Consider the following 16,110-nt stretch of genomic DNA (forward strand, 5'->3'; position numbering starts at 1 on the left):
TCTCTCAGGACCGCAGGGCACGCCTCCCCCGCTTGCGGGACGTCGGCGCGGGCGCCCTACTCGCCCATGCGGCGGCGGGTCGACATGGCGCGGTCGGCCTCGCGGCGGTCCTGGCGCTCGCGGAGCACCTGGCGCTTGTCGTAGTCCTTCTTGCCCTTGGCGACCGCCAGCTCGACCTTGGCCTTGCCGTCGCTGAAGTAGAGCGAGAGCGGGATCAGCGTGTACCCGCCCTCCTTCACCTTGTTGTGGATCTTGAGGATCTGCGCCTTGTGCAGCAGCAGCTTGCGCTTGCGCCTCGGCGGGTGATTCGTCCAGGTGCCCTGGGCCCACTCGTTGATGTGCACGGCGTCGAGCCACGCCTCGCCGCCGTCGACGAAGGCGTAGCCGTCCACGAGCGACGCGCGCCCGTTGCGGAGCGACTTGACCTCGGTTCCCGAGAGCACGAGTCCCGCCTCGTAGGTGTCCTCGATGAGGTAGTCGTGGCGCGCCTTGCGATTGGTCGCGACGACCTTCTGTCCCTGTTCCCTGGGCACGGCTGCTCCTTCGGTCCGAGAGCGATGGTGGGCCACCCCGATCGGGGCAGCCCACCAGTATACGGCCGCACGCGGCCGATCGCGCCGGGCGGTCTAGACCCGCAGGTACCGCGCGATCGCCACGTTGGCGGAGATCGCCGCCAGGATGATCCCCACCACGATGAGGATCGGCACGACGATCAGGGCGTCGTCCACCCCGACGAAGGACGTCAGCGGGATCCGGTAGGCGAGGAAGCCCTGCACGAAGAAGACCACGATCGCCACGACCGCGACTCCCGCGAGGATCGAGCCGAGCAGCGCCGCGAACACGCCCTCGAGGATGAACGGGGTCTGGATGAACCGGTTCGACGCGCCCACGAGCCGCATGATGCCCAGCTCCCGTCTCCTCGAGAACGCCGACAATCGGATCGTCGTCGCGATCAGCAGCACCGCCGCCACGAGCATCAGCACCGCGATGCCGATGGCCGTGTAGCTGGCCGCGTTGAGGATCGAGAAGATCTGATCGAGGTACTGCTTCTGGTCGGTGACGCTCTCGACCCCCGAGACGCTGGACAGGCTCTCCACGAGCACGTCCGACTGCGTCGGGTCCTTCAGGTTGATCCAGAAGGTCTGGTTGAGCAGGTCGGGCGTGACGTACTCGGCCACCGGGTTCCCGGCGAACTGCTCCTGGAAGTTCGCGTAGGCCTGGTCGTGGTCCTCGAAGTAGGAGCGGTCGATGTACGGCGCCAGCGTCGCGCCGGCGAGCTGCGTCTCGACGGTGTCGATCTGCTCCTGGGTGGCGTCGGACCCGCTGCAGTTCGCGCCGCCGGAGGTGGCCGTGCACATGTACACGGCGACCTGGGCCTTGTCGTACCAGAAGTTCTTCATCTGGCCGATCTGCATCTGCAGCAGGATCGCGGTGCCGACGAAGGTGAGCGAGATGAAGGTCACCAGGATCACCGAGACGACCATGGAGACGTTGCGCCGGAGGCCGCTCGAGACCTCCGACCAGATCAGTGCGTATCTCACTTGACGGGTCCTACATCCTGCTGGTCGTCCCCGGACTCGTCGCCCTCGCCCGCGTGGGCGCGCAGCCCCAGGCGGGCCGCGAGCGACTCCTCGGGGAGGGCCCCGGTGTCGGCGGGGAGGTAGATCGGGCCGGTCTGGCTCTGCAGCTCGACCACGCGCGGCGAGACGGGGGTCTCGGCCGGAGCGGGGGGCGGCGGCACGACCGGGTTCGACCGGGTGGTGGGGCGGGCCGGAGCGACGTGCGTCTCGGGAGCGGCGGCCGAACGGCGGCCCTCCGGGACGCGGGGCTGAGGCGCGGTCTGCTGCAGGCGCGGGCGCGCGAACGCGGCGCCGTGCTCGGGGAGCTCCGGAGCGGCGGCGGCGGGCGCCGGTTCGCGGCGCAGGTCGACCTCGGGGACCTCGGCGGGCGCGAGGGCGCTCTCGGTGATCACGGGGACGGCGATCGAGGAGGTGGTCGTCGGGTGGTCGTCGGCCGCGACGACCACGACGCCGTCGTGCACGACGGTGATGCTCTCGGTCTGGCCGTAGCCGCCGCGGCTCTCGTCGCGGACGATGCTGCCGGCCGAGAGCTCGATGACGCGGCGCTTCATCTGGTCGACGATGCCGGCCTCGTGGGTGGCCATGATCACGGTCGTGCCGCCGGCGTTGATCCGCTCGAGCAGCGCCATGATGCCGGCGCTGGTCGTCGGGTCGAGGTTTCCGGTCGGCTCGTCGGCGAGGAGGACCGCGGGCTTGTTGACCACGGCGCGGGCGATGGCCACGCGCTGCTGCTCGCCACCACTGAGCTCGTGCGGCAGGCGCGCGGCCTTGCCGGCGAGGCCCACCATCTTGAGCGTGTCGGGGACCGCCTCCTGGATGTAGCCCTTCGACTTGCCGATCACCTGGAGGCTGAAGGCGACGTTGTCGAAGACGGACTTGTTCGGGAGCAGCCGGAAGTCCTGGAACACCACGCCCATGTTGCGGCGGAAGTAGGGGACCTTGCGGCTCGAGATCTTGCCCAGGTTCTGCCCGAGCACGTGGATCGAGCCGGAGGAGGGCCGCTCCTCCTTGAGGATCAGGCGGAGGCAGCTGGACTTGCCGGACCCGGAGGCGCCGACGAGGAAGACGAACTCGCCCCGGAGGATCTCGAGATCGATGGCGTTGAGGGCGGGTCTCGTGCCACCCCGATACTGCTTGGAGACGTTGTCGAAGCGAATCATGTCGGTACGAGGGTAAGCGACGATTCCGGAGAGTGACCCGTCCGGCCGCCCGGCGCGCCGAGCGGCCGGCGCTCCGGCGGGCCCGACCCGGGAGTCAGGCGCCCCGCGACTCCCCCGGTCGCCGCACCAGGGCGACGACGAAGGAGCAGGCGGAGACGGCCGCGCAGGCGAGGAGAGCGATCGCGAGAGCGGACGACGCCCTCTGCGCCTCGGGAGCCGGCATCGACGTCGCCGGCTCCGTCCCGACGCTGACGAGCGACAGCCAGACGAGGAGGCAGACCGCCGCCGCGGCCGCCGTCGTCGCGATCACGGGGGCTGTGCTCCCCCCTCGCTCGGCACCCCACGCGCGCCCGAGGAGAGCGGCGGCGCCCAGCAGCAGCAGGCCGGCAATCGCCAGCGCCACCGCGAAGCCGGCCCGCCACTCCTCGTCCGGCACGGCGTCGAACGCACCTGTCCGGTTGCCGATGACGGACGCGACGACGAACGCGGCCGCCGCGAGCGCGAGAGCCGCGCCGCCGCGCCCCGCGAGGGAGGCGGAGCGGCGGGCGCTCGTGCTCATCGTCCGTGCGGGTCGCCGCGGGTCAGGCGGACTTGCGCCAGCGGATGCCGGCGGCGATGAAGCCGTCGAGGTCGCCGTCGAAGACGTGCGAGGGGTTGCCGACCTCGTGGTCGGTGCGGAGGTCCTTGACCATCTGGTACGGCGCGAGCACGTAGCTGCGCATCTGGTCGCCCCAGCTGGCAGTGATGTTGCCGGCCAGCTCCTTCTTGGTCGCGGCCTCCTGCTCCTTCTGCAGCAGCAGCAGGCGCGACTGCAGCACGCGCATGGCGGCAGCGCGGTTCTGGATCTGGCTCTTCTCGTTCTGCATCGAGACGACGAGGCCGGTGGGGAGGTGGGTCAGGCGCACCGCGGAGTCGGTCGTGTTGACCGACTGGCCACCGGGGCCCGAGGAGCGGAAGACGTCGACGCGGATGTCGTTGTCCGGGATCTCGATCGCGCCGGCCTCCTCCATCAGCGGGATGACCTCGACCGCGGCGAAGGACGTCTGGCGCTTGCCCGCGGCGCCGAAAGGGCTCATCCGCACGAGGCGGTGGGTGCCGGCCTCGACGGAGAGGGTGCCGAAGGCGTAGGGCGCGTCGATCTGGAAGGTGGCGGACTTGATGCCCGCCTCCTCCGCGTAGCTCGCGTCCATCACGGTCGCGGAGTACTTGTGCTTCTCGGCCCAGCGGAGATACATCCGCATCAGCATCTCGGCGAAGTCGGAGGCGTCGACGCCGCCGGCGCCCGCGCGGATGGTGATGACGGCGGGGCGGTCGTCGTACTCGCCGTCGAGGAGGGTCTGCACCTCGAGCTCGCCCATCGTCTTCTGCAGGGCCTCGAGCTCGGCGATCGCCTCCTGCTCGGACTCGGCGTCGTCCGCCTCGTTGGCCATCTCGACCAGGACCTCGAGGTCGTCGAGGCGGCGCTCGATCGCGGTGATCCGCGCGAGCTCGGACTGGCGGTGGCTGAGCGCGCTGGTCACCTTCTGCGCGTTCTCGGTGTCGTCCCAGAGGTCGGGGACGCCCGCCTGCTCGTTCAGCTCCTCGATCTTCGCGCGGAGCTCGTCGACGTCGATGACGGCGAGGATGTCGGAGAAGGTGGAGCGGAGAGCAGTGATCTGCTCGGTGAAGTCGTTGTCCAGCATGGTGACCCCAGACTACCGGGGCCGCCCCGGGTCGCCGCGGGCCACCCTCCCGGGAGGCGCTCGGCAGGGGGCGCTTAGGATGGGGCCAGTGAGCAGCACCGCCGAGCGCCCGTTCCCCGTCGGGCCCCTCCTGCTCTCGACCTTCCTGCCGACCCTGCTCTTCTCGGTCGGCGAGGGCGCGATCATCCCGCTGCTGCCCGCCGTCGCCGGCGACCTCGGGGCGACGCTGGCGATCGCCGGCCTCGTCGCGGGCATGATCATGATCGGCGAGCTCGCGGGCGACATCCCGAGCGGCTGGATCGTCTCGCGGATCGGCGAGCGCGGCGCGATGCTCGGCGCCTCGGGCGCCTCGATCCTCGGGCTGGTGATCTGCCTCGTCTCGACCTCGTGGGTGACGCTGACCGTCGGCGTCTTCCTCATCGGCCTCGCGACGGCGGTCTTCGCGCTCGCGCGGCACGCCTTCATGACCTCGTTCGTGCCGATCAGCCACCGGGCGCGGGCGCTGTCCTCCCTCGCCGGGGTGTTCCGGGCGGGCTGGCTGATCGGCCCGTTCCTCGCGGCCGGTGTCGTGCACCTCAGCGGCTCGGTGGAGTCGATCTTCTGGGTGCACATCATCTGCTGCGTCGCCGCGGTGGTCGTGCTGCTGCTCGTGCCCGACCCGGCGACGGTGCTGCGCCGCGCGGCGGCCGCCTCGGCCGCCGCCGACCCCGCGCTCGACACCGCCGCCGAGGCCGCAGCCGTGCCCGAGTCCTCCCCCGGACTCGTCCGCACCCTGCGCGCGCACCGCGGGGTCCTCGCCCGGATGGGCTCCGGGGCGGCCGTGATCGGCGCTCTGCGGGCGAGCCGGACGCTGATCCTCCCGCTCTGGGCGGTCAGCCTCGGCCTTGCCGAGACCGACACCGCGATCATCATCGGCGTCGCCGGCGCCCTCGACTTCGCCCTCTTCTACGCGGGCGGGCAGGTGATGGACCGCTTCGGCCGCGGCGCCACCGCGATCCCGTCGATGATCGGCCTGGGCGTCGGGCACCTGCTGCTGGTGGCGACGCTCCTCGCCGCGGACCCGGTGCCGTGGTTCGTCGCGGTCGCCTGCGTCCTGGCGGTGGCGAACGGGATCGGCTCGGGCATCCTGATGACCATCGGCGCGGACCTCGCACCGCCCGACGATCCGGCGCCCTTCCTCGGCGCCTTCCGCTTCACCGGCGACGCGGGCAACGCCGCCGCGCCGATCGCGGTCTCGGCGCTGACCGCGGCGGTCTCGCTGCCGTTCGCCGCGGGGGCGATGGGAGTGCTCGGGCTGGCGGGCGCCGCCGCGCTCTCGCGCTGGATCCCGCGGTACCTGCCGCACCGGCGCCCGCGCGGCTGACCCTCTCGCGGCTCCCTCCTCGACGTCCCCTCCTACACTGGAGCCCGCACGCGGGAGTGGTGGAATGGCAGACACGCAGGATTTAGGTTCCTGTGCCGAGAGGCATGTGGGTTCGAGTCCCACCTTCCGCACGAGGGGCGGCACGGGGCGCCGCAGCGCGCCACCTTCGGGGGCCGCCCCGGTCGTCTTCCCGGTTTCGCCGGTACAGTGAGCGCGGTCGAGCCGCCGCAGACCGAGGACCGGCTGCGGCGTCGGCCGGCCGGACGGCACCGATCGACCGAACGGCACTGATCGACTGGAGAACCGTTGAACCACGCCGCCCTCATCCCCTGGCTGGACCCGGAGACGATCCTCACCTCGTTCGGTCCGTGGGGCGTGCTCGTCGTCTGCCTGATCGTCTTCGCCGAGACCGGCCTGCTGATCGGCTTCCTCTTCCCCGGCGACACCCTGCTCATCATCACGGGCCTGCTCGCGCACGAGAACGCCTCCAACGGCGGGCTCGGCGTTCCCATCTGGGTGATCTGCCTCGCGGTCGGCTTCTCGGCGTTCGTCGGCGGCGAGGTCGGCTACCTGATCGGGCACAAGGCGGGTCCGCGCATCTTCGAGCGCAAGGAGTCCGGCCTCTTCAGCGTCGAGAACGTCAAGCGCACCAACGCCTTCTTCGAGCGCTTCGGCGGCCTCGCCGTGATCCTCGCGCGATTCGTGCCGATCGTCCGCACCTTCGCGCCGATCGCGGCCGGCGTCGCCCACATGAACTACCGCAAGTACAGCCTCTACAACCTGATCGGCGCTCTGATCTGGGGCAGCGGAGTCACGCTGATCGGCTGGCTGCTCGCGTTCATCCCGCCCGTCGCGGACTTCGTCTCGCACTACATCGACGTCATCCTGATCGGCGCCGTGGCCCTCGCGATCATCCCGACGGTGTTCCACTTCCTCCAGCAGCGCCGCAAGGCCCGCCTGGCCGCCGACAAGGACACCGACGCGTCCGAGGCGAGCGCGCTCGTCCTCGACCCGACCGCCGTCGACGACGAGCGCCGCAAGCACTGATCCGCTGACCCCCTCCCGCGAGATGCCACTTGTGCACGCGACACGCCGTGTCGAGCGTGCACAAGTGGCATCTCGCGGGGGAGCGGCTGCGCCCCGATCAGGACAGGGTCGTCGCCAGGGCGGTCAGCTCGGCTCGGAGGGCGGTGAAGGCCCGGGCTCGGTGGCTGCGGGCGTTCTTCTCGGCGGGGGCGATCTCCGCCGCCGAGAGGGCCGAGCCCGAGGGGACGAAGACCGGGTCGTAGCCGTGGCCGTTGGTGCCGCGCGGACCGGCGGCGATGGCGCCGTCCCAGCGGCCCTCGACCACGATCTCGCAGCCGCCGGGCAGGACGGACTCGGGGACGACCAGCGCGATCGTGCAGACGAAGTGCGCGCCGCGGTGCTCCGGCTTCACGTCGGCCAGCTGCGCGAGCAGCAGCTCGTAGTTCGCGACCGCGTCGTGCGCGTGTCCTGACCAGCGGGCCGAGAAGATGCCCGGCGAGCCGCCGAGCACGTCGACGCAGAGACCGGAGTCGTCCGCGAGGGCGACCAGGCCGGTGTGCGCCGCCGCGGCCCGCGCCTTGATCAGCGCGTTCTCGGTGAAGGAGACGCCGTCCTCGACCGGCTCCGGCCCGTCGTAGGCGCGGACGCCGACGCCCGGCAGCGCGCCGGCCAGCATCGCCCGGAACTCCTCGACCTTGCCCGCGTTGTGGGTGGCGAGGACGAGGTCGAGGCTCACGCGTCCTGCCCTGCGGCCAGGGCCTCGGCCTGGAACCGCGCCAGGTCGGCCGCCCCGCCGACGGCGAGGTCGAGCAGCGCGTCCAGCTCGCGGCGGTCGAAGGGGGCGCCCTCGGCGGTGCCCTGCACCTCGACGAAGAGGCCGCGGCCGGTGACGACGACGTTCATGTCGGTCTCCGCGCGCACGTCCTCGACGTAGGCCAGGTCGAGCATCGGGACGCCGTCGATGATGCCGACCGAGACCGCGGACAGGCTGTCGATCAGCGGCTGGGCCTTCTGGCCGACGTACTTCTTGCCGCGGGCCCACTCGATCGCGTCCACCATCGCCACGTACGCGCCGGTGATCGCCGCGGTGCGGGTGCCGCCGTCGGCCTGGAGGACGTCGCAGTCGATCACGATCGTGTTCTCGCCGAGGGCCTTGGTGTCGACGACCGCGCGCAGGCTCCGGCCGATCAGGCGCGAGATCTCGTGGGTGCGTCCGCCGACCTTCCCCTTGACGGCCTCGCGGTCCATCCGGGAGTTGGTCGCGCGGGGCAGCATCGCGTACTCCGCGGTGACCCAGCCCTTGCCCTTGCCCTGCAGCCAGCGCGGGACGCCGTTGGTGAAGGACGCGGTGCAGAGCACCTTGGTGTTCCCGTAGGAGATCAGCGCGGAGCCCTCGGCCTGGGTGCTCCAGCCGCGCTCGATGGTGATCGCGCGCAGCTCGTCGGGCGCGCGGCCGTCCTTGCGCTTCGCGGTCGGCTGGGCGGTGGCGGGCTGGGCGGCGGTGCTGTCGGTCACTCGGGTCTCCCTGGAGTCGTGCGGCGCGCGGCCCGGTCGAGCTCGCGCAGGTTGATCGTGCCGGTCTCGACGAGGTCGACGCTGGAGACCTCGGGACCGAGGAAGCGCCGGGCGAGGCGGACGAAGTCGCTCGACCCGGTCTCCTCCCAGCGGTATGTCGGCGGGGCGGCGGCGGTGCGCTGCAGTCCGTGCGCCACCAGGGTCCGGTAGACGTCGAGCGCGGTCTCCTCGGCGCTCGAGACCAGTCGCACGTCCGGCCCCATCACATAGGCGATGGCGCCGCGCAGCAGCGGGTAGTGCGTGCAGCCGAGCACGAGGGTGTCGACGCCGGCCTGCTTCATCGGCGCGAGGTACTCCTCGGCGAGCGCCAGCAGCTCGTCGCTCCAGGTGACGCCCGCCTCGACGAACTCGACGAAGCGCGGGCAGGCGGCGGTGACCAGCTCGAGGTCCGGTGCGGCGACGAAGGCGTCGTCGTAGGCCCGCGAGCGGATCGTGCCGACGGTGCCGATCACGCCGACCCTGCGGTTGCGGGTGTCGCGGACGGCGCTGCGCACGGCCGGCTGGATGACCTCGATCACCGGGATGCCGCGGCCGATCGTGTAGCGCTCGCGGGCGTCCCGCATCATCGCCGCGGACGCGGTGTTGCAGGCGATCACGAGCAGCTTCGCGCCCTGGTCGACCAGGGTGTCGAGGGTGTCCAGGGCGTAGGCGCGGACGTCGGCGAGGGGCTTGGGCCCGTAGGGCGAGTGGGCGGTGTCGCCGAGGTAGACGATCGACTCGTTCTGCAGCTGGTCGATCACGGCGCGGGCGACGGTGAGTCCGCCGACGCCGGAGTCGAAGATGCCGAGGGGTGCGTCCGTCACGGAGGAAGAGCCTACCCGCGCCCGGGAAGGGTGCCCCGTGCAGGGAACGGTGCATGGAACACTGGTCGGATGGACGCGACGGCCTTCCTCACCGACCGCTACGAGCTGACGATGGTCGAGGGCGCTCTCGGCAGCGGCACCGCCGACCGGCGCTGCATGTTCGAGGTCTTCGCCCGCAGCCTCCCGCCGGGCCGCCGCTACGGGATCCTCGCCGGCACCGGCCGCCTGCTCGAGCTGATCTCCCGCTTCCGCTTCGGCGACGCCGAGCTCGACTGGCTGCGGGAGAACCGCGTCGTCGACGCCCGCACGCTGGACTGGCTGGCCGACTACCGCTTCCAGGGCGACATCTGGGGCTACCGCGAGGGCGAGGTCTACCTGCCCGGCTCCCCCGTCCTCATCGTGGAGGCGCCCTTCGCCGAGGGCGTGCTGCTCGAGACGCTCGTGCTGAGCGTGCTCAACCACGACAGCGCCGTCGCGAGCGCCGCGGCCCGGATGGTCTCGGCCGCCGACGGCCGCCCGCTCGCCGAGATGGGCTCGCGCCGGGCCGGCGAGCGCTCGGCCGTCGCCGCCGCGCGCGCCGCCCACATCGCCGGCTTCGGCGCCACCTCGAACCTCGAGGCCGGCCGCAGCTGGGGCGTGCCGACGATGGGCACGTCCGCGCACGCGTTCACGCTGCTGCACGACTCCGAGGAGGACGCCTTCCGCGCGCAGGTCGCCGCGCTCGGGCCCGGCACGACCCTCCTCGTCGACACCTACGACGTCCCGGCCGCCGTCGACCTCGCGGTCCGCGTGGCCGGCACCTCGCTCGGCGCCGTGCGGATCGACTCGGGCGACCTGCCGCAGCAGGTCGCCGCCGTCCGCGCGCAGCTGGACGGCCTCGGCGCGACCGGCACGAGGATCACCGTCACGAACGACCTGGACGAGTACGGCATCGCAGCGCTGGCTGCCTCCCCCGTCGACTCCTACGGCGTCGGCACCTCGGTCGCGACCGGCTCCGGCCACCCCACCGCGGGGATGGTCTACAAGCTCGTCGCGCACGAGGACGACGCGGGCGAATGGGTCTCGGTCGCGAAGAAGTCGGCGGCCAAGGCCTCCATCGGCGGGCGCAAGTCGGCGGGCCGGCGCCTGACCGAGGACGGCGTCGCCGTCGAGGAGGTCGTGCACGTCGGGGCGGGCCCGGAGGGGGCCGTCGGCGAGGACGAGCGCGCCCTGCTGGTGCCGCTCATCGAGGACGGCCGGATCCGCGACGAGCACCTCGGCATCGAGGGCGTCGCCGCCGCCCGCGAGCACCGGGCGAACGCCGTGCTCGAGCTGCCGCTGGACGCACTGCGCCTCGGCCGCGGCGACCCGGTGATCCCGACCCGCTACGCCTGAGCACAGCACCCCGAACCGGGGCGGGCCCGCGAAGGGGCGGGCCCGGCTCCCGATGCGGGCCGGGCCGCGCGCCCTACTTCATCCGGGCGTAGATCTCCTTGCAGGAGGGGCAGACCGGGAACTTCTCCGGGTCGCGGCCCGGCAGCCACTTCTTGCCGCAGAGGGCGCGGACGGGCTTGCCGGTCATCGCGCTCTCGAGGATCTTGTCCTTCGGGACGTAGTGGGAGAAGCGCTCGTGGTCGCCCGGCTCGATCGTCTCCTGGTTGAGGAGCTCCTCGAGTTCGCGGTCGAGGGTGGCGGTTCCTCCGCCTCCCTCGAGGGGGTCGGTGCTGCTGTTCTCGAATCGGGACGTCATGGCTCCGATCCTACGCTTGGAGCGCGGGAGCGGGCGGGGCTCGGCGAGGCTCAGTAGCGGCTGGTGAACGAGACCAGCTCGGCCGCGCGGCGGTCGAAGAGGAAGCCGCCGAGCAGCACGCCGAGGGCGAAGACGCCGACCGCACTGGCGAGACCGGCGAGGATCGCCTGGTCCCGGTCGCCCTCGAAGAACAGCGCCTGCACCGCGAGCACGACGGCCGGCGCCGCGAGCAGCAGCCCGAGCCCGAAGGCGAGCGCCTGCGCGCCGGCACCGCCCGCTCCGGGCGCCTGCGGCTGCACGAAGGCGCTGTCGCCCGGCCGCGGCGCCGGATAGGCGAGCCGCGCCGAGAGGGCGCTCGCGACCCCCGCGGGCACCAGCAGGAGCGCGGCGTTGACCGCGAGCAGAATCGGCAGCGCGTCCTCGAGTCCGGAGGTGGCGCTGCTGACCAGCGAGCCGAGCACGACGATCGGGAGCCCGAGCAGCAGCGTCGGGAAGGCGCGACCCAGCCGGTCCGACCAGCCGCGCACCCCCGCGGCGGCGTGCAGCCAGAAGGCCGAGCCGTCGTAGGCCACGTCGTTGTGCAGGAACCAGCCGAGGAAGAGCGCGACGAGCGGCACGGGCAGCAGCGAGAGCAGCGGGAACGGCACCCCCACCACGGCGAGGAGCAGCACGGCGAGGACCGGGAGCAGCGGCACGGCGACGAGCGAGGCCTGGTAGCGGGGGTCGCGGACCCAGTAGGTCGTGCTCCGCGCCGCGATCGCCCCGGTGCGGGTGCCGCCGAGGACGTCGAACCAGCCGAGGCGGAGGCCGCGCGGCGGACGGGAGGTGCGCTCCGGTCGCCCGGTCAGCGCGCGGACCACCAGCCACCAGAGCGCCGCGGCGGCGGCGAGGGTGAGCAGCGCGGTCAGCAGCGGGCCGGCCGCCGCCCCGGACGCGGCGCTCGGCGCGATCGCCCATGCGGCGCCGAAGGGCGTCGGGGCCAGGACCTCGGCGAGGCGCTCCAGCGCCCCCGAGCCCTGGCCGCCCCAGTCCAGCCCGGCGGCGAGCACGAGGGCGACCGGCACAGTGAGCAGGAGGACGAGGCCGAGCACCGCGAGCAGCTCGCGCGCGGTGCGCGAGGGGACCAGCGCCGACGAGGCGGCGAGCCCGATGCGGGTGAGCAGCGCGGCCGTGAGGACGCCGAGCAGCGGGCCGGCCACGGCCAGGACCCCGGCGTCGGGGAACAGCCGGATCGTCGCCGCTGCCACGACGACGAGGCCGAGCACCGGCACCGAGACGAGCCCTGCCAGCGCGAGGGCGGCCGCGAGCCGGCCGCTCGGGATTCCGAACAGCCGGAACGCGCGCGGGTCCATCGGGTCCTTCGGCCCGAGCAGGAACGGGAGCACCAGGAAGCCGAGAGTCAGCACCGCTCCCCCGGCGACGACGGCGTCGCGGGCGAGCCAGGAGCCCGGCTCGATCGTGCCGAGGCCGGCGAGGAGCGCCGCCGTGGACAGCACGACGACGAGGAGGCCGAGCAGGGCGCCGCCCGTCCGCCGCGCGCCCGAGCGGAAGGCGCCGAGCAGGACGTCGAGCCTCAGCCGGAGAAGTCGTGCAGCCACTGCAGCCCCTCGGCGATCTGCTTGCCGCCCGCGAGCTCGAGGAAGCGCTCCTCGAGCGTCGCGGTGCCGGCGACCTCCTCGACGGAGCCCGAGGCGAGGACCTTCCCGCCCACGATCACGGCGACGTCGTCGCAGACGCGCTCGATGAAGTCGAGTCCGTGGCTGGAGAGGACGACGGTGCCGCCGCCCGCGACGAAGCGGCGCAGGACGGTGATCACGGCCGCGGAGGAGACCGGGTCGACCGATTCGAACGGCTCGTCGAGGACGAGGACGCGGGGGGCGTGGATCATGGCGCCGGCGAGCGCGACCTTCTTGGCCATGCCCGCGGAGTAGTCGGAGATCAGGCGCTCGAGAGCGTCGGTCAGGCCGAGCGCCTCGGCCAGCTCGACCGTGCGCTGATTGGCGGTCCTCCGGTCGATCCCCCGCAGGGCCGCGGAGTAGTAGAGGAACTGCGCACCGGTGAGCCGGTCGAACAGGCGCAGGCGGTCGGGCAGCACGCCGATCAGCGGCTTCGCGGCGCGCGGGTCCTTCCAGACGTCCACGCCGTGCACCAGCACGCGGCCGGAATCCGGGCGGAGGAGCCCCGTCATCATCGAGAGCGTCGTGGTCTTCCCCGCTCCGTTGGGGCCGATGATCCCGTAGAAGGTGCCGGCGCGGACGGCGAGGTCGATGCGGTCGACCGCCACCGTGCGGCCGAAGGTGCGGGTGAGGGCGTGCAGCTCGAAGACGACGGGGTGCTCGGGATCGGCGGCGGGCTGCACGGGATCGGCGGCGGGCTGCACGGGCTCCGCGGCGGGAGCCGGCGGCACCGCGGAGGCGGACTCGACGGGAGTCTGCGACTCGGCGGCCGGAGCGTCGTCGCGCTCGGATTCCTCGGCGTTCGTCGCGGACGTCATCCCGCTACGGTACCAAGTCGCCCCGGACGGCGACGGGGCGCGCCGGGCCCCTCGGGGCGGCGCGCGAGATCCGCCCCGCCGACACGGCTCCTGGCAACCCCTGGCCTTCGAAGGCGTGCACAGTACACTAAGTGGCGACCCAGGAAGCGATCAGGTCGCTGCACGCCGGTGAAGGATCGCTACGCGGCGGTGAACACCTCGCTCCGCGGCGACTCGACTCGAGGAGAACACATGACGAGCAAGCCCTTCCAGGCCGCCCCCACCGGCGGTTCCACCGGCACGCCCGCCTCCGTGGTCATCCTCGCCGCGGGCATGGGGAGCCGGCTCGGCCGCTCCCTGCCGAAGCCGCTGACGCCACTGAACGACGGCCGCACGATCATGCAGCAGCAGTTCGACAACATCCACCACGCCTTCGGCACGAAGGTCCCGGTGAGCATCGTGGTCGGCTACAAGCTCGAGCACATCATCGAGGCGTTCCCGTCGGCGACGTTCGTCTACAACGAGCAGTACGACCAGACCAACACCTCCAAGAGCCTCCTCCGCGCCCTGCAGGCCTCCGGCCAGGGCGGCGTGCTCTGGATGAACGGCGACGTGGTCTTCGACCCGCGCATCCTCGACCGCACCGCGGACCTCATCGCGAAGGACGTCTCCTTCGTCACCGTCAACACCGCGAAGGTGTCCGACGAGGAGGTCAAGTACACGACCAGCGCCGAGGGCTACATCGACGAGCTCTCCAAGACGGTGAAGGGCGGTCTCGGCGAGGCCGTCGGGATCAACTACGTCTCGGCCGCCGACAAGCCGGCGCTCATCCGCCAGCTGGCCCGGGTCGACGCCCAGGACTACTTCGAGCGTGGAATAGAGTTGGCGATCGAGCAGGACAGACTGCTCGTCGAGCCGATGGACATCTCCGACCTCTACGCCGTCGAGGTGGACTTCGCCGAGGATCTCGAGCGGGCGAACCTCTTCGTCTGAGGCTCGCGACTCGTCCGGCTCGAACCGAGCCGTGCGAGGGGAGTCTTCCGCCGTGAGCAGTCCCGCACGCGTCGACGATTCGGCGACGGCCCTGCGTCCGCACCGCTCGCGGGCCTGGCGCTACCGGCACTCGCTCTGGCTGCTGACCAAGCGCGACCTCACGGTCCGCTACGCGACCAGCGCTCTCGGCTACGTCTGGTCGGTGCTCGACCCGCTGGTCATGTCGGGCATCTACTACTTCGTCTTCACCGTCGTCTTCCAGCGGTCGGTCGGCGAGGACCCGTACATCGTCTTCCTGCTCGCGGGCCTGCTGCCGTGGATGTGGTTCAACCAGGCGACCTCGGACGCGACCCGGGCCTTCCTCCGCGAGGCGAAGCTCGTGCGCTCCACGTCGATCCCGCGCACCATCTGGGTCGGCCGGATCGTGCTGTCCAAGGGCATCGAGTTCGTCGCGAGCCTGCCCGTGCTCGTGCTCTTCGCGGTCGTCGCGGGGGCGTCGGTGACGCCGGCGATCCTGCTCTTCCCGCTCGCGATCCTGCTGCAGGGCGTGCTCACCCTCGGTGTCGGCCTGCTGGTGGCTCCCCTGGTCGTCTTCTTCCGCGACCTGGAGCGCGCGATCAAGCTCGTGCTGCGCTTCCTCTTCTACGCCTCGCCGATCATCTACTCGACGGCGAACCTGCCCGAGGCCGTCCGCCCGTGGGCCGCGCTCAACCCGCTCAGCGGGATCTTCGCGCTCTACCGCTCCACCTTCTTCGCGAGCGAGCTCGACCTGCCGCTCATCCTCACCTCCGTGCTGATCTCGTTCCTCGTGCTCGGTCTCGGTCTGATCGTCTTCCGCCGCTCCGAGCGCGCGGTGCTGAAGGAGCTGTGACGGTGGCCTCCGCCGATGAGCACCGTGCCGGCGACGCCCCCGTCGGCCACGCCCCTGCCGGTGACGCTCGCGTCGTGATCGAGTGCCGGGGTCTCGGGATCCGGTTCCGGCGGAACCGCCGCGGCCGTCGCTCCTTCAAGGACCTCTTCGCCGGCGGTTCGCGCCGGTCGCGGCCCGGCGAGTTCTGGGCGCTGCGCGGGCTCGACGTGCGGGTGCACGCGGGCGAGGCGATCGGCGTCGTCGGCCGCAACGGCCAGGGCAAGTCGACGCTGCTGAAGCTCGTCGCCGGCGTCGTGCTTCCCGACGAGGGCGTGGTCGAGGTGCGCGGCGGCGTCGCCCCGCTGATCGAGATCACCGGCGGCTTCGTCGCCGATCTCAGCGTCCGCGAGAACGTCTACCTCACCGCCGGGCTGCACGGCATGTCCAAGCGCGAGGTCGACGACCGCTTCGACTCGATCATCGAGTTCGCCGAGATCGGCGACTTCCTCGACACCCCGTACAAGCACCTCTCCAGCGGGATGAAGGTGCGGATCGCCTTCTCGGTGGTGTCGCGGCTCGAGGAGCCGATCATCCTCGTCGACGAGGTCCTCGCCGTCGGCGACAAGGCCTTCCGCGAGAAGTGCTACGCCCGGATCGAGGAGCTCCTCGCGGCCGGCCGGACGCTGTTCTTCGTCTCGCACAACGAGCGCGACCTCCGCCGCTTCTGCACCCGCGGGCTCTACCTGGACAAGGGCGCCCTGGTGCTCGACGGACCGATCGATCAGGTTCTGGCCCGGTATTCTGAGGACTACGCGCCGAAAGCGCAGCCCGCCGCGGAGTGACGGCAGGTCGAGCCGGAGCGTTCGGCTCCGCGCT

17 protein-coding genes and 1 tRNA gene are annotated in these 16,110 nt (G+C 72.1%); 7 read left to right on the forward strand and 11 right to left on the reverse strand.

What is annotated here, in order from left to right; translation table 11 throughout:
* Positions 1 to 56 precede the first annotated feature (56 nt).
* The 5 genes from smpB to prfB all read right to left on the reverse strand — a co-directional run bounded on the left by smpB (position 57) and on the right by prfB (position 4,422).
* On the reverse strand, positions 57 to 533 hold the full coding sequence (gene smpB / locus GTU73_RS14240; protein ID WP_123447996.1) for an SsrA-binding protein SmpB: 477 nt from the start codon (positions 531 to 533) through the stop codon (positions 57 to 59).
* Between the two features lie 93 nt (positions 534 to 626).
* Positions 627 to 1,541 (reverse strand): permease-like cell division protein FtsX, encoded by a 915-nt coding sequence (gene ftsX / locus GTU73_RS14245; protein ID WP_160090372.1) that lies wholly within the window; start codon positions 1,539 to 1,541, stop codon positions 627 to 629.
* Positions 1,538 to 2,740 carry a cell division ATP-binding protein FtsE gene (gene ftsE, locus GTU73_RS14250; protein WP_160090373.1) on the reverse strand — a complete coding sequence of 401 codons (1,203 nt, stop codon included), beginning with the start codon at positions 2,738 to 2,740 and terminating at the stop codon, positions 1,538 to 1,540. The genes ftsX and ftsE overlap by 4 nt, the downstream gene beginning before the upstream one ends.
* Positions 2,741 to 2,834: 94 nt before the next feature.
* Positions 2,835 to 3,299, reverse strand: a complete 465-nt coding sequence (locus tag GTU73_RS14255; protein ID WP_160090374.1) for a hypothetical protein — start codon at positions 3,297 to 3,299, stop codon at positions 2,835 to 2,837.
* 22 nt (positions 3,300 to 3,321) lie between these two features.
* Positions 3,322 to 4,422 carry a peptide chain release factor 2 gene (prfB, locus tag GTU73_RS14260; protein ID WP_160090375.1) on the reverse strand — a complete coding sequence of 367 codons (1,101 nt, stop codon included), beginning with the start codon at positions 4,420 to 4,422 and terminating at the stop codon, positions 3,322 to 3,324.
* Positions 4,423 to 4,510: 88 nt separating this feature from the next.
* On the opposite strand from prfB, the gene GTU73_RS14265 reads away from it, so the two are divergent.
* The 3 genes from GTU73_RS14265 to GTU73_RS14275 all read left to right on the forward strand — a co-directional run bounded on the left by GTU73_RS14265 (position 4,511) and on the right by GTU73_RS14275 (position 6,832).
* Complete coding sequence (locus tag GTU73_RS14265; protein WP_244231645.1) at positions 4,511 to 5,785, forward strand: MFS transporter; 1,275 nt, start codon at positions 4,511 to 4,513, stop codon at positions 5,783 to 5,785.
* A 50-nt stretch (positions 5,786 to 5,835) separates the two neighbouring features.
* Positions 5,836 to 5,916 (forward strand) — tRNA-Leu (locus GTU73_RS14270).
* Positions 5,917 to 6,091: 175 nt separating this feature from the next.
* Positions 6,092 to 6,832 (forward strand): VTT domain-containing protein, encoded by a 741-nt coding sequence (locus GTU73_RS14275; protein ID WP_160090377.1) that lies wholly within the window; start codon positions 6,092 to 6,094, stop codon positions 6,830 to 6,832.
* 97 nt (positions 6,833 to 6,929) lie between these two features.
* Here GTU73_RS14275 and rdgB read toward each other — a convergent pair whose 3' ends face one another.
* Genes rdgB through murI form a run of 3 tightly spaced genes read right to left on the reverse strand, consistent with a single transcriptional unit; the run spans position 6,930 to position 9,189 of the window.
* Positions 6,930 to 7,547 (reverse strand): RdgB/HAM1 family non-canonical purine NTP pyrophosphatase, encoded by a 618-nt coding sequence (gene rdgB, locus GTU73_RS14280; RefSeq protein ID WP_160090378.1) that lies wholly within the window; start codon positions 7,545 to 7,547, stop codon positions 6,930 to 6,932.
* A complete protein-coding gene (rph, locus tag GTU73_RS14285) occupies positions 7,544 to 8,326 on the reverse strand; it encodes a ribonuclease PH (protein WP_160090379.1) in 783 nt (260 codons plus the stop codon). The genes rdgB and rph overlap by 4 nt, the downstream gene beginning before the upstream one ends.
* Positions 8,323 to 9,189, reverse strand: coding sequence for a glutamate racemase (gene murI / locus GTU73_RS14290; protein WP_123705080.1), 867 nt, complete (start codon positions 9,187 to 9,189; stop codon positions 8,323 to 8,325). Before murI ends, rph begins: the two co-directional genes overlap by 4 nt.
* 69 nt (positions 9,190 to 9,258) lie before the next feature.
* Here murI and GTU73_RS14295 point away from each other — a divergent pair, with 69 nt between their 5' ends.
* Entirely contained in the window at positions 9,259 to 10,563 is a 1,305-nt protein-coding gene (locus GTU73_RS14295) for a nicotinate phosphoribosyltransferase (protein WP_160090380.1), read from the forward strand.
* Positions 10,564 to 10,636: 73 nt separating this feature from the next.
* Here GTU73_RS14295 and GTU73_RS14300 read toward each other — a convergent pair whose 3' ends face one another.
* The 3 genes from GTU73_RS14300 to GTU73_RS14310 are packed head-to-tail and all read right to left on the reverse strand — an operon-like array spanning position 10,637 to position 13,412.
* On the reverse strand, positions 10,637 to 10,918 hold the full coding sequence (locus GTU73_RS14300) for a DUF3039 domain-containing protein (RefSeq protein WP_123448008.1): 282 nt from the start codon (positions 10,916 to 10,918) through the stop codon (positions 10,637 to 10,639).
* A gap of 50 nt (positions 10,919 to 10,968) precedes the next feature.
* Positions 10,969 to 12,516, reverse strand: a complete 1,548-nt coding sequence (locus GTU73_RS14305; RefSeq protein WP_160090381.1) for a hypothetical protein — start codon at positions 12,514 to 12,516, stop codon at positions 10,969 to 10,971.
* Positions 12,492 to 13,412, reverse strand: coding sequence for an ABC transporter ATP-binding protein (locus GTU73_RS14310; RefSeq protein WP_160090382.1), 921 nt, complete (start codon positions 13,410 to 13,412; stop codon positions 12,492 to 12,494). The genes GTU73_RS14305 and GTU73_RS14310 overlap by 25 nt, the downstream gene beginning before the upstream one ends.
* A gap of 231 nt (positions 13,413 to 13,643) precedes the next feature.
* Here GTU73_RS14310 and GTU73_RS14315 point away from each other — a divergent pair, with 231 nt between their 5' ends.
* The 3 genes from GTU73_RS14315 to GTU73_RS14325 all read left to right on the forward strand — a co-directional run bounded on the left by GTU73_RS14315 (position 13,644) and on the right by GTU73_RS14325 (position 16,076).
* Entirely contained in the window at positions 13,644 to 14,384 is a 741-nt protein-coding gene (locus tag GTU73_RS14315; protein WP_347877741.1) for a phosphocholine cytidylyltransferase family protein, read from the forward strand.
* A 91-nt stretch (positions 14,385 to 14,475) separates the two neighbouring features.
* Positions 14,476 to 15,255: an ABC transporter permease gene (locus GTU73_RS14320; RefSeq protein ID WP_160091398.1), complete on the forward strand. Its 780-nt coding sequence runs from the start codon at positions 14,476 to 14,478 to the stop codon at positions 15,253 to 15,255.
* 74 nt (positions 15,256 to 15,329) lie between these two features.
* Positions 15,330 to 16,076, forward strand: coding sequence for an ABC transporter ATP-binding protein (locus GTU73_RS14325; protein WP_160091399.1), 747 nt, complete (start codon positions 15,330 to 15,332; stop codon positions 16,074 to 16,076).
* Positions 16,077 to 16,110 lie beyond the last annotated feature (34 nt).

Source organism: Rathayibacter sp. VKM Ac-2804 (genome assembly GCF_009866655.1).
Taxonomy (GTDB): Bacteria; Actinomycetota; Actinomycetes; order Actinomycetales; family Microbacteriaceae; genus Rathayibacter.